General features: G+C 58.3%; 9 protein-coding genes. 6 read left to right on the top strand and 3 right to left on the bottom strand.

What is annotated here, in order from left to right:
* The 3 genes from IT585_01255 to IT585_01265 all read right to left on the bottom strand — a co-directional run.
* A partial coding sequence (locus tag IT585_01255; GenBank protein MCC6961857.1) for a hypothetical protein occupies positions 1-1,070 on the bottom strand: 1,070 nt, incomplete at its 3' end.
* Between the two features lie 261 nt (positions 1,071-1,331).
* Positions 1,332-2,426, bottom strand: coding sequence for a hypothetical protein (locus tag IT585_01260; GenBank protein ID MCC6961858.1), 1,095 nt, complete (start codon positions 2,424-2,426; stop codon positions 1,332-1,334).
* Positions 2,427-4,327: 1,901 nt separating this feature from the next.
* On the bottom strand, positions 4,328-6,412 hold the full coding sequence (locus tag IT585_01265; GenBank protein ID MCC6961859.1) for a T9SS type A sorting domain-containing protein: 2,085 nt from the start codon (positions 6,410-6,412) through the stop codon (positions 4,328-4,330).
* A gap of 314 nt (positions 6,413-6,726) precedes the next feature.
* On the opposite strand from IT585_01265, the gene IT585_01270 reads away from it, so the two are divergent.
* From IT585_01270 to IT585_01295, 6 genes are all read left to right on the top strand, one after another.
* Entirely contained in the window at positions 6,727-7,653 is a 927-nt protein-coding gene (locus tag IT585_01270; GenBank protein MCC6961860.1) for a hypothetical protein, read from the top strand.
* Positions 7,654-7,898: 245 nt separating this feature from the next.
* Positions 7,899-9,089 (top strand): acetyl-CoA C-acetyltransferase, encoded by a 1,191-nt coding sequence (locus tag IT585_01275; protein ID MCC6961861.1) that lies wholly within the window; start codon positions 7,899-7,901, stop codon positions 9,087-9,089.
* 25 nt (positions 9,090-9,114) lie between these two features.
* Positions 9,115-9,966, top strand: a complete 852-nt coding sequence (locus tag IT585_01280) for a 3-hydroxybutyryl-CoA dehydrogenase (protein ID MCC6961862.1) — start codon at positions 9,115-9,117, stop codon at positions 9,964-9,966.
* A 118-nt stretch (positions 9,967-10,084) separates the two neighbouring features.
* Complete coding sequence (locus tag IT585_01285) at positions 10,085-11,233, top strand: acyl-CoA dehydrogenase family protein (protein MCC6961863.1); 1,149 nt, start codon at positions 10,085-10,087, stop codon at positions 11,231-11,233.
* A complete protein-coding gene (locus IT585_01290) occupies positions 11,233-12,381 on the top strand; it encodes an acyl-CoA dehydrogenase family protein (GenBank protein ID MCC6961864.1) in 1,149 nt (382 codons plus the stop codon). The genes IT585_01285 and IT585_01290 overlap by 1 nt, the downstream gene beginning before the upstream one ends.
* An 18-nt stretch (positions 12,382-12,399) precedes the next feature.
* Complete coding sequence (locus IT585_01295; protein MCC6961865.1) at positions 12,400-13,344, top strand: branched-chain amino acid transaminase; 945 nt, start codon at positions 12,400-12,402, stop codon at positions 13,342-13,344.
* The last annotated feature ends 718 nt before the right edge of the window (positions 13,345-14,062 follow it).

The following is a 14,062-nucleotide window of genomic DNA, read 5'->3' on the forward strand; positions in this document are numbered from 1 at the left end:
AGAACCGTGAGCGCCTCCAGCGCACCGTCCTGGCTGCGCAGGCTCAGAGCGCCGGCCGGAATATTATTGTTGGTGTAGTCGTCCATGCGTAAATGCCAGCGATTTTGCGGTGTCTGGAAGCGGATCCCGGTTTCGCCGTGACTGGTGGCTGAACTCTCAACCCGCAGAAAGGCCGCTCCGCTGGCGGCGCTGTTTTCGATATGCACCATGTCCTCCGGCGCCATCGTTCCGATTCCGACTTCCTTCGCTTCCGGGTCGATCAGCATCCAATTGGCGGCGCCGCGATCGTAGATGCGAATACCGCCGCCGGGTGTAAGGTAGATGCAGTCGGTCGCCGAAACGATCAGGTCATCCGTGCCGCTATTGATCTTGCATTCCGTGTTCCCGAAAACGATATCGCCGCCTTGGCTGAGGCGAATATCGCCTTCGACATGAAGCTTGGCGGCCGGAACCGCAATGCCGATAGCAACGGAGTCGGATGTGGTTGTCATTCCGATATGCGTCCCCGCGTCGGTCCAACCGCCGGCGGATGGCTCTTCGGGCGAGGCGTCCCAGGCAGAGCCGGTCCACTTGATGACTTCGCCCGCGGTGGCACTATTCTGACCGATGTCGCCGAGTTGAATGGTGCCGTTCACGATTTTGGCGCTGGTGACGGAATTGTCGGCGACCGCTTTGGCATAGGCCGCCGAGTCGGCGTTAAGTGCCCGAAAGGCGGCGGGAGTGCTAAGCAGCGGCCGCAGCGGGCGCATTTCGGAATCGCTGTTGACGCGAATTCCGAGCCAGCGGATTGCGCCGGTGAATACGCTCGCCGGGATCGGTGTCGCGCTGCCCAAGACGACTGAGAAGCTTCCGGCGGTAACAATGACGGCCGCATGCGACTCCGTCCAGAGCGCGCTCGTACCCAGCGAATCGCTATAGATCGTGGCCGTGAGGGCGACGGTCTCATTCAGGGGATTTCCGGAACTGTCGTTCAAGAAGCCTTGGTAGCTCATGCGTTGCGGTATCGCAGCCAGCAGGGTAGAGGCGGCCAAAAGCGCAATCAGAGCGAGGGAAGGGAAGAGGCGGTTCATGTATGCTCCATTCGCAATAAGTTGTAATAGCGGCGCGGATCTCGCGGCGGAGTCTGGATTGTCGCCAGATTCGTCGTCGCGTGACCTATGAAGTTTGATCGGTCATGACGTATGAATTGATAATACAAAACCGGAGTAATTTGTCAATGAAATTGGGGTGTGATTGGTCGCGGTTTGTCTGTGGCCCATCCGTAGCCGGTAGCCCACCCGGAGCGCCAGCGGAGGGTGGGCTACCGGGTTAGAACAGAACACGTTCCGTCATCAGAATTCTGTCGAGATCTTGTTGCGTAAGCTAACAACAAGGGGGAAGTCTTCGCCGTAATACTCCGAGTACTCTCTCGTTGAGAGTGAAAAGTATCTGTCGGCGCTGTCCGCTCTGCCAAGCAATAGGAATTTCTCCGCAATTTTCGCAAAGAGCCTGCCTCTAATCCTCGACGTCCCTTCAGCCGAATTCCCCGACGTGCCAATCAATGCCAGGTACTTCTTGATTGACATCAGCGGTGAGGCCGAAGCTGAGTATATATCCGCACTTAACTCAGCAAGCCTAAGACTCCAAATTGCAGACGACAACGAGTCAGACCTGACCCTCAGGGCTGCTTCCTCCAGAATCGAAGTAGCGCTGTCAATAAAGCCGGCACAAAGGGCTGATTCTGACATCTGCAATAACACATTGATCCCTTGAACATAATCTTCAAGGCCTGAACTTGCCGCCAATTGGACCGACTGCCGAGCGGAGTCATACGCCTCCCGGCACTTCCCTGCAGCCTTGAGTACCTCCGAGCTAGCGAGTAGAAGACTGACCCTGTGCCAAGCAGTGGAAGAATCGGATTTGCTGATTCGCTGTGCCACCTGTACGACTTCTCGATTGGCCTCACCCACACTGTCCATCGCGACCAGTAGATCGATAGTACGAAACAGGGAATACATCTCCATCTCTGTCGGAGCAGATGCTGCAGCATATTCAAGCCGCAGAACGTCTCGATAGTAGGCGAGCGCCCTGGATGGCAAGCGACTCCACTCGCAGGCCTTGGCAGTTTCAACGAGCAGCGCCGACATTGCGGGAGCAGTGGGATTCGACGCTTCCCTCTGGAGTTGAAGAGCGCGCTCGTAGCTTGTTACCGATTGACGATAGCGACCTTGCTGAGATTGCGCATGCCCTAGGTACTGAAACAGCGCAACCGCTAGATTCCGGTATGTGTCGCCTTCGTCGTCCAGGAAGGGAACTGCCAGGACATAGAGAGACTCTGCTTCCGCAAAAGCTCGCGATCGTGATGCGCACAACCCGAGGTACGAATATGCCAATCCAGCGCGGAGTCTGTGCTCACTAGAGTCATCACGCATGGCAAAGCTAAGCATCTCCTCGCCCACACGTCTAGCGCCCGCAATGTCTCCAGCAGAGGAGTACCTTGTGTACTCCATCTCCAACCGAGACCATGAAGTCTGGTTGGATGGTGAACAGCACAACGAAAGCAATATCAGAGTAACAGCCCCAAGAAGGAATAGACATTGTAGCCGCTTGCCCACCCCACGCGCCAGCCATGGGTGGGATCCATCAATCTCTCCACATTGCAGATAATCTGAAGATCGTATCATGCCAGATCCTTTGCTTTCACGTGACCGCCGCGATCGGAGTTGCGGCGACTTCGCTCATCAATAATAGGACGAAACCACGCGGCAAGTCGAGCAGTTTATGGTCAAGAAAATTCGGAAGTGGCCAGCGGCCCCACCCTCCGCTGGCGCTGCGGGTGGGCTACCGGATGGATTACAGGGGGCGTCTCGTTGTTGTTTGTCAGAGTTCGTTGCCGCAATTTGGGCACTTCGGAGGAGTGTGAGTGTATTTCCCAGCCGGCAATCGCGATTTGCAGTCAGGGCACCGCACCCGATAGGTGATTGCGACGAGAGTCATTGCCCAGGCGAGCATCATTATGAGTGCAAGCAACCCACCGACGAATTGACCAATCACAACAATGCAGATTCCGCCAAGGGGCCATAGGACAAAGAAGATGAGCCTTCTTTTCAACCGTGCACTCGCCATGCTGACTCCCTCCGAATCGAAAAGTCACATCCGACATTGCGTCAGGTCTTCTCGCGCGCTGTTGTCTTTGAAGAAACACCACCAACTCCCGCGCGAGGCGACCTGACGCTCACTCGCGCCCGAAGAAACTCCAACTACCTGGATTCCCGCCTTTGCGGGAATGACGCCAACTCCCCTCTCCCTTCGAGGGAGAGGGGGCGGGGGTGAGGGTGCGATCATCCTCCGCCGCAATTAGAACGGCAGGTCTCCGTCGCGTGTCTTCTGCAGCGACGAACTCTCGCCAGGGAGACCTGCCCTACAACCTTCTCAAATCATCACCTCAAGCCTGCGCCCCACCCTCCGCTGGCGCGCCGGGTGGGCTACCAGATCTTATACGGTGCTGCTTGAAAGTTATCATCGACTTGCCAGCGATCGTATGGCGATAAGGAGTGGTCATCCATTGTGGGCTTCAGGCGAAGCTCAACTACATACGGAGTATCGTCTATTTCGTCCGAGACCCAATAATTCGTGAAGTGCCAAATCCGTGCGTATTTAAACTCGATCTCAAGGACACGCTCAGGTCGCCAGTTCACCAAGAAACCTTCAATGTGATCCACACTCAACACAACAGCGTCCCAATCGGGAGTCTGACCGGTAGACACAATGTATAGCCCAAACGAATAGCCAGTTGTGGCTCCTCCCACGTTCAGCCTAGTCCAGACCGCTTCCAGGTTACCATCAGGAGAAGGAAAGCGCGAGACTTCTTCGATGACTGATGATCTGCAGCATGAAATCAGTCCTAGGAGGAGAGCGGCTGCCAGGATAACGTATTTCACATCAACACCTCACACGGGTCGATTCGGAGTCAGGGTTCGAAAGGCGGTAGCCCACCCGGAGCGCCGGCGCAGGGTGGGATTAGTCATTCTCTCCAAAATTCAGATAATCTGGAAATCGTATCATGCCAGATCCTTTGCTTTCACGTGACCGCCGCGATCGGAGTTGCGGCGTCTTCGCTCATCAATAATAGGACGAAACCACGCGGCAAGTCGAGCAGTTTATGGTCAAGAAAATTCGGAAGTGGCCAGCGGCCCCACCCTCCGCTGGCGCCGCGGGTGGGCTACCGGATTGTAGACGGGTTTCATTGAGTGCCTACAAATCAAAACGGACAGCCGCCAGGCTGTCCGTTTCGTTTCTCGCGGCGCGGGTAAGGTGCTCGCAAGCCCGCGCCTGATGCAACGTTCTCTTACTTCAAGAGCATCATCTTGCGTGTCATCGCGAAGTCGTCGGCGCTGATCTTGTAGAAGTACACGCCGCTTTCAACCACGCGACCGTTATCATCGGTGCCGTTCCAGTCGATCCGCTTGTTACCGGCCGACAGGGTCGTATTCACCAGCTCCGCCACTTCCTGACCGAGGATGTTGTACACCCGCAGCGTCACGTGGCTCGGCTTGGGCAGATTGAACTCAATCGTCGTCGACGGATTGAACGGGTTCGGGTAGTTCTGCTCGAGGCTGAAGCTCGTCGGCAGGGAGCCGCCCAGATCGTCCACGTCGGTCGACTGATCGACCACCAGCGAAATCGTCAGGGTGTCTTCGTCATCCAGGATGCCGGTCGCGATGGTCGTGACCTGCTTGACGATGACCTGCGCCTCGTAGCTGCCCGGGATCAGGCCGGCCACGTTGATTGCGGCTTCCACGGTTGACGGGCTCGTGCCGCTGGTCGGATTGAGCGTCAACCACGGCGTTGTTTCAATCGCGCCCCACATGAATTCGATGCCGGAAGGACTGGCGTTGGTAATCGTGAAGGTTTTCGCATCCGGATTCTGGTTGACCAACGTGCTGAAGGTCAGGTGATCCGGCGTCAGCAGGATGTCGACGTCATCAACGATGTCGACCACGATCACGACCGTCTGCGGCGAGTTGGTGGCTTCCGCGGACGTGATGGTAATAGGCGCAGTATGGCGGCCGATCGCCAGGGCGGCGATATCGACGCTGGCCGTGAAGTTGCCCGGCGCGGTGCCGGAGGTCGCCGACAGCGTCAGCCAATCGGTCGTCTCGGCCGCGTTCCAGTTGAGCGCGCCCGTACCGCCGTTGGTGATGATCACCTGCTTACCGGCCGGATTCGGACCGCCCTGATAGCCGTTGAAGAACAGCGAGTCGTCGTTCAGTACAATCACCGCCGCCGACGGCTGCACCGTGAAGGTGGCCGGGTCGTCGTCGAACAAGCCGCCCGGATCAGTGGCGCGGAACGTAATCGTCTCGCTGCCAGACCAGCTCGGACTCGGTTTGGTAATGGTCGCAGTGCGATTGACGTCGATGGAGACGGTCAAAGCGGTGTTGCCGGAGTAGGTCCAGGTCATCTGGTTGTCGTTGTTGTCGGCGTCACTGACGTAATTGTCGAGCGTAATCGTCGTGAATGTGCCGCCGAAGGCGACGGTCTGATTCGGGATGTCGGTCACGACCGGCGCATCATTGACCGCAGTAACCGTGAAGGTCGCGTTGTCGGTCGCGAACAGGCCGCCCGGATCGGTGGCGGTGAAAGTAAACGTCGCACTGCCGGCAAATTCACCGCCCGGGTGCGAGATCGTCGCGATGCGATTGGCATTGATGTTCACGGCAAAGCCGTTCGGACTGGCCGAACTGGCGGTCCAGATAATCGTGTTGTCGGCGTCCTCGGCATCAGTCACGAAGTTGTCAAGAATGATAGTCGAGAACACGGCCCCTTCGTTAATCGTCTGATTGGGAATATCCGCGACCACGGGCGCGGTGTTGGTCGGACCGCTGCAACCGCCCAGGATGCTCATGTCCGCGGTGCCGCAGTCGGTGTAACCCGGTTCGATCGAACCGCCCGCTGCCGGCGACAACGTCCAGTATCCGGCCGGAGGCACGAACACGGAGTCAAAGTTCACGCACTGCGCCGGTGTGCCGACCGGAATGCGAACCCACAGCGTCATCAGATGAACTTCCGTCGCGTGGACCGGGAACGGGGCAGCCGGCGTAAAGTTGATCCAACCGGCAAGTACGGTGTTGTTCGTGGTATTCACCGTGTAAAGGAACTGGCCGAATCCCGCGATCGGGAAGTTCGGGCCTTTCTCCACCGAGGTAATTTCGATATCAGGAGAGTTTTGCGTGAAGCCCAGCGAGAAACCGCCCAAGGCGACGTCGTTGGTGATCATCACGCGGACACCGACTGAATCGCCGACGGCTGCAACATCAACCGGGCATTCGAGTCGAATCGTGTTAGCGCCGAAAAGGGCTCCCGGTGCAATGATCCATGTGATTCCCACGATCATCGTGCACAGCACCATCAGCTTGAACAGTCTTGGCATAGACATGCACCTCCAGAAGATTTCTTTCTTCATTCGCATCGGCATATACGCAAAGATCGTGCGAGATTGAAAGGATATATCATGCCCGAGTGCGGGCCACCTAAGACATTGTTATGAATTGCATTAGGATGCTAGTCACAGCTGTCGCTAAAAATGAGAGTGACTGAGAGGCCTTTACCAGGTGGCCTCGGTAGGTGAAAAGCTTTGCATCTTCGCTGCAAGCCCCCAAAAACAGCTTTTCGCTTGCCAGCGCGCTATTCGGGCTGTAATCTTGTCACGATTCAATCGTGTTCTCTCTAAAGGAGTTGCCAGAAATGATCTATCGTTTTGCTTTACGCGTACTTCTTCCGGCTTTTGTCCTCTTTCCGTTGATGATCTCATGCGGCCAGAAACAGGAGGAAACGCATTCATCCGTGCCCGTCCCGGCGCGGTTTGTCGGTGAAGAAAAGCAGCTGGTGGCCAAGTTGTTCGACCTGTGGGATCACAAGGGGCATGTCGCCTCGGTCGATCAAGCCGCGGATATCCTGGGCATCAAGGTGAGCGACAGCATCCGCGCCGACTTGCTGGCGAAGTTCTCCGACAGCCTGATGATGCACGAGCGTCTCGCTCGCTATCGCGCGCACACGTTTGTGCTGACCAACGAGGAGAAGCTGATCGGTGAGTATATCATCGTGAACGAGAAGCGCGCGCAGGAATTTCCGACGCTCGATCAGGTCGCCACGGCGCTGAACATCCCGGCCGAGCGCATTAAGGATCGCCTGCAGTTTTTGTCCAAGCTGGGGATGTTCTACGATCTCGGCGCGCCGGATGAATACAACAAGCTCGGTTTCAGCTTCGGCCAGAGCGTCAATGATTTCACCTTTGACCTCGGGCTGCGCCAGCACATCTTCCGCGTCGATGGCGGCAAACCGGTCAACGTCGGCTGCGCCAAGGAGGCGCTGTTTATCGTTGCGACCGAGTATCCCAAGAACCACGTCGAATATCGCACCTATGATCCAGTCAGCCTGCAGCCGATTGATGTCGTTTTCGATAAGGGGGAGGTAGTTTCCGTACAGCCGGAGAGCGCACGGCTGCTGGAAGGCGGCACCTGCGGCACCAACAATCTGTTCGTCACGGAGGCCAACGCGCAGGCGTTTTCGCAGACGATTCCGCGCTTCGACCCGAACCGCCAATTCCCGATCTTCGAGATCAAGCAGCGGTTCGAGGAGACGAAGAAGCAGGCAGAGGAGTCCGGCAAGTAGGCATTCTCAAGTGATCTTATTCTGACGGGCGGAGCCAATCCGCCCGTTTTCGTTGGTGGCGGAATTTGTTCCACTTTTCACAATCGCCGCTGGATTTGCTTGCCTCTTTTCTCCGGTTTTCGTAAGTTTTCGGTTCATTGCTGCGGGGAGCTCGGCGGAATCGAAACCACCGGACGACGAGAAAGCATGGGTCCATTGATGAATCAGGGATGTTGGCAAATCTGCGATAAAGGAGAAAGTGTTATATGAGCACACAACCGCAAGCGGTGATTTTGTCCGCGTGCCGGACAGCGATCGGCAAGTTCCAGGGCGGACTGGCAGGTTTTTCCGCGCCGCAATTGGGCGCGTTTGCGATCAAGGAAGCCGTGCGCCGCGCCGGCGTGGTTCCGACCGACGTCCAGGAATGCATTATGGGTCAGGTGGTGCAGGCGGGATCGGGCCAGGCGCCCGCGCGTCAGGCTTCCATCCACGGCGGGTTGCCGCCGGAAGTCGCCTCGATCACGATCAACAAGGTCTGCGGCTCCGGGCTAAAAGCCGTGATGCTGGCGGCGCAGGCGATCAAGGCGGGGGATGCCGATGTGATCGTCGCAGGCGGCATGGAGTCGATGTCGAATACGCCGTACTCGCTGCCGAGCGCGCGCACGGGCATGCGGCTGGGGAATCAGCAGGTGGAAGACCTGATGATCAAGGACGGCCTGTGGGATTCGTTCAACAATTTCCATATGGGCAACGCCGCCGAATACACCCAGCAGAAGTCGGGCGTCACGCGCGAAGAGCAGGATGAATTCGCGTACAATTCGCACCGCAAAGCGATTGCCGCGATCGACGGCGGCAAGTTCAAGAATGAGATTTTCGACGTGTTGGTGCCGCAGCGCAAGGGCGATCCGCTCATCGTCAATGTCGACGAATCGCCGCGCCGCGATATTTCGGTAGACATGTTGTCGAAGCTGAAACCGGCGTTCCAGAAGGACGGCACGGTAACGGCGGGCAACGCGCCGGGCCTCAATGACGGCGCCTGCGCGCTGGTGGTCAGCTCGCAGGGTTACGCCGAGGCCAACGGTCTGAAGCCGCTGGCCAAGGTTGTGGCTTATGCCGTCGCGGGCACGCCGCCGATCGACCTGTTCTTCTCGCCGATCTACGCGGTGCAGAAGCTGATGAAGAAGATGAACGTCGACATCAATTACTTCGATCTGATCGAGGCGAACGAAGCGTTCAGCGTGCAGGCGCTGGCGGACGGCAAGGGTTTGGGTTGGGACTGGAACCGCGTCAACGTCAACGGCGGCGCGGTGGCGCTGGGGCATCCGATCGGCGCGTCCGGAGCGCGCATTCTCACGACTTTGATTTACGCATTGAAAGACCGCGGCAAAAAGACCGGCCTGGCGACCTTGTGTCTCGGCGGCGGCAATGCCGTGGCTTTGGCCATAGAGATCGTTTAGGAGCAGTTCGGGAGGACGGGTATTTATGGAACTGAAGACGGTGGCGATCGCCGGCGCCGGCACGATGGGGAATGGCATAGCCCATGCCTTTGCCCAAAAGGGCTTTGACGTATTGCTGATCGACACGTCGCAGGAGACGCTCAAGCGGGGGCTGGATACAGTGAAGTCGAATCTGTTGCGGCAGGTGAAGCGCGAAGTATTGACGCAGGCGGATGCCGATGCGGCGTATGCGCGCATCCGCACCACGGTCAAGCCGGGTGATGCCGCGGCGGCGCAACTGGTGATCGAGGCGATTATCGAAGAGATGGCGGCCAAGCACAAGTTCTGGCAGGAGATGGAGGCGGTGTGTCCCGGGACGACGATTTTTGCCTCGAACACGTCGTCGCTGCCGATCACGCAACTGGCGGCGGCGACCAAGCGTCCGGACAAATTCATCGGCATGCACTTCATGAACCCGGTGCCGCTGATGAAGCTGGTCGAGTTGATTCGCGGCATCGCCACGAGCGATGAAACGTTCGAGACGATCAAGGAGCTGGCGATCAGGTTGGACAAATCGCCGGTAGCGGTCAACGACTATCCCGGTTTTGTTGCCAACCGCATCCTGATGCCGATGATCAACGAGGCTTGCTTTGCGCTGATGGAGGGTGTTTCCGGGCGGGAGGAAATCGACACCGTAATGAAGCTGGGCGCGAACCATCCGATGGGGCCGCTGACGCTGGCGGACTTCATTGGCCTCGATGTTTGCCTGGCGATTCTGGAGACTTTGCACAGCGGTCTGGGGGACCCGAAGTATCGGCCCTGCCCGTTGCTGAAGAAGATGGTGCAGGCGGGTTGGCTCGGCCGCAAGAGCGGTCGCGGGTTCTATACGTACGCATAGGTGATCGAGAGGGCATTCGGCGATTACGATCAGCGACCGGAAGGCGTCAATTATCCGCCTGTCCGGCCTGGAATGGCGTGCCGATAATGTTATCATCGATCTTCAGGAGAATAATTGTATGGATTTTGCGCTAAACGAAGACCAAATCATGATGCGCGATGCGGCACGCGAATTCGCCGAGAAACGTCTCAAGCCGATTGCCGAAGAACTTGACGCCAACAGCGAGATGCCGGCCGAGCTGTTGAAGGAAACAGCTGAGTTGGGGTATTTCGGTTTGCTGGCGCCGGAGGAATACGGCGGGCTGGCAGTCGACACGCTCAGCTACGCCCTCGTGATCGAGGAGTTGGCGCGCGCCTGCGCCGCGCTGGCGATCACGATTTCGGTGCACAATTCGCTGGTCATCAAGGCGATTGCGAAATTCGGAACTGCGGAGCAGAAGCAGAAGTACCTGCCGAAGTTGGCGAGCGGGGAATTTATCGGCGCGTACTCGCTCTCGGAGCCGGGCGCCGGCACCGATGCGGCATCATTGCAATGCCGGGCGATTCGCGACGGCAACGACTTCGTGTTGAACGGCACCAAAAGCTGGGTGTCGTCGGCGGCGTACGCCTCGGTGTTCGTGACTTTCGTTCTCTCCGATCCGGCGCGCGGCAAGCACGGGGTTTCGTGTTTGCTGGTGGAAAAGGGAATGAAGGGGATGAATCTCGGCAAGCCGGAAAAGAAGATGGGATTGAAGGCCTCGGATACGCGGGAAGTATCGTATATCGACTGCCGCGTGCCGGCGACGCAAATCTTGGGGGAAGAAAATCACGGGCTGCGGGTGGCGTTTTCGCTGTTAGAAGCCGGGCGGGTCGGGGTGGCGGCGCAATCGCTGGGGATCGCGCAGGCCGCTTTCGACGAGGGTTTAGCCTATGCCCGCGAGCGCAAGCAATTCGACCAGCCGATCATCAACTTCCAGGCCACGCAGTTCAAGATCGCCGAAATGGCGACGCGCATCGATGCGGCGCGGCTGCTGACTTATCGCGCGGCGTCGCTATATGACTCCGGCGATGAGCATGTCAAAGAAATCTCGATGGCCAAGTTGTTTGCCTCGCAGACGGCCAACTACGTGGCCAATGAAGCCGTTCAAATTCATGGCGGCTACGGTTATGTGAAAGAGTACGCGGTGGAGCGATATTTCCGCGACGCCCGGGTGACTGAAATCTACGAAGGGACATCGGAAGCGCAGAAAATGGTGATTTCGCGCGCGATCATCCACGAAGGGAAGTAATGTTCGCCGATTCCGACTACATCGATTTTCGACATCAAGTCCGCGACTTCTGCGAGCGCGAGATTGCGCCGTTGGCGGAAGAAGCGGACGAGACGCAGAAGTTCTCGCCCGCGGCGATCAAGAAGCTGCACGATCAGGGCTGGTGGGCGATCCAGGTTGCGCCGGAATACGGCGGCCGCGGCTGGAACACCGTGCAGTACTCGATCATCGTGGAGGAGCTGTCGCGGGTGTGCGGCTCGACGGGTCTGGCAGTGGCGGCGCATAATTCGCTGGGCGCCGGGCCGATCAGCTATTTCGGTACGCCGGAGCAGAAGCAGCGCTATCTTCACTTCGACGATTCGGAGCCGTATTTGATTGCGTTCGGGTTGACCGAGCCGCAGGCGGGGTCGGATGCCGGGGCGACCAAATCGGTTGCCGAACCCCGGGACGACCATTATATTCTCAACGGCACGAAATGCTGGATCACCTCGGCCGGTCTGTGCAAATATGCGATCGTTACCGCGCGCACGGACAAGTCGACCGGGGTTCACGGGATTTCCTCCTTTGTCATCGAGAAAGGCATGGCCGGATTTTCGGTGGGGAAGAAGGAGAACAAGTTGGGCTGCCGGGGTTCCGACACGGCGTTTTTGCACTTTGATGATCTCAAGGTGCCGCGCGCGAACTTGATCGGCAAGGAAGGCGAGGGATTCAAGCAGTTCATGAAGACGCTCGACGGCGGCCGGATTTCGATCGGCGCGATGGCGCTCGGCCTGGCGCAGGGAGCGTTCGAGGCGGCGACGCGTTATGCGGCGACGCACGAGTTCGACGGTGTGCCGCTGGCCGACCAGCAATGGGCGCAGTTCAAGCTGGCCGACATGGGTTGCCGGATTGAAGCGGCGCGCGGCTTGATTTACGGTGCCAGCGTTCTGCGGGACCAGGGCAAGCCGTATTCGCAGCAGTCGGCGATGGCCAAGTTGTATGCCTCCGAGGTCTGCAATTTTGCGACGTCGGAAGCGCTGAGTATAATTGGAATGGAGTCGCAGGCGGAGCGCTATCCGGTGGAACGGATGTGGCGCGATATGAAGTTGACGGAAATTGGCGAAGGGACCTCCGAGATTCAGCGTCTCGTGATCTCCCGGGCGATACTTAAATCGGTTCAGACGGCTTAGGTTGTTGGAGGAGGACTCATGGCATTTGACGAAAACGGCAAGATTTGGATGAACGGCGAGTTCGTCGACTGGAAAGATGCCAAGATTCACGTCCTCTCGCACGTCGTGCACTACGGGAGCAGCGTGTTTGAGGGATTGCGCTGCTACAAGACGAAGAAGGGGCCGGCGGTGTTCCGGATGAAAGAGCACACGCATCGGCTGCTCAATTCGGCCAAGATTTACCGGATGAAAGTGCCGTACACGGAAGAGCAGTTGAACCAAGCGCAGATTGAGTTGATCAAGCTGAACAAGAAGGAATCGTGCTATATCCGGCCGGTGGTGTTTCGCGGCTACAAGCAGTTGGGCGTCGATCCGACCGGCTGTCCGATCGACGTGGCGATCGCGGTGTGGGATTGGGGCGCCTATCTCGGCGGCGGCGCGCTCGATAACGGCGTGGACGTCTGTGTATCGTCGTGGCGGCGGATGGCGCCGGATACATTTCCGGCGATGGCCAAAAGCGGAGCCAATTACATGAACAGCCAGTTGATCAAGCTGGAAGCGATCGAGCACGGCTATGTCGAGGGAATTGCGCTGGATCACAACGGGCTGGTCAGCGAAGGGTCGGGGGAGAATATTTTTGTCTACCACGAAGGCAACTTGATAACGCCGCCGTACAACGCTTCGATCCTGCCGGGGATCACCCGCCACACCGTGATTCAACTCGCGAAGGAAATGGGGATCAAGGTGGTCGAGCGCAATCTGCCGCGCGAACTGCTGTATGTCGCCGACGAGGTGTTCTTCACCGGCTCGGCAGCGGAGATTACGCCGATCCGGTCGATCGACAAGATTCAAATCGGCGCGGGCAAAGCAGGTCCGATTGCCAAGAAGCTGCAAGCGGCGTTCAAGACGATCATCGAGGACGGCGAAGACAAGCGCGGCTGGCTGACCTGGGTGCACGCCCGTGAGGCCGTCGGCGTGTCGTAGACGCAGCGGATCGACAATTGATTTTGAAGGAGCATGGATAACTGTGCTCCTTTTTTGTTTGGGCGTTACGAGGTGGGCTCGGAGTTTGTCTTTCCTTCAGAGTGTGGACTCCCGTGAGGGGGAGCGCCTAATCCGGATCAGGCATTGCATTGATGCGGTTTGAGAGTTGCCTCAAGCGCGCGGCCCGCTTCTCGCCTCGATGAGTCACAAAACCTAGGACTCGGTGACCCGTCAACAGCTTGGACGTCCTCCGTCGGCGGGCTTAGTGGGCGAACATCGAGGTCGAGTCGGGCGGCGCCGGCGACATCAGTGCCTCCACTAAGGGGTGGGGTCTGATTCTTGGAGTGAAGTTGTAGTGAAAAGGGGCGGTGTGTAGTGAAGCGGTATCGATTGCGCGCGCCCTCACCCCCGGCCCCTCTCCCAGGAGGAGAGGGGAGTGAGTCTCATTCCTGCGGAGGCGGGAATGCAGGTCGGCTGGCGATTCTGAGGACAAATAGTTGGGCGGCAGGTCACAATCCTGCGCGGGAGGATGGGGTGGTGGCAGCAAACTGAGCGGTGCGCGGGATCAAGACCTGCCGCAACGTCGGACGTGGGCGGGGACGAGCCCCGCCCCTACGGGCAGCGATTGGCGCGGTAGGTTGGTGAGTCCGACTGAAGTCGGACCCACAGGAAATTCAAGAAGTCAGGGGCGAGTCCGACTGAAGTCGGAGCTACAGGA

This window comes from Candidatus Zixiibacteriota bacterium (genome assembly GCA_020853795.1).
Classification (GTDB): Bacteria; Zixibacteria; MSB-5A5; order CAIYYT01; family CAIYYT01; genus JADJGC01.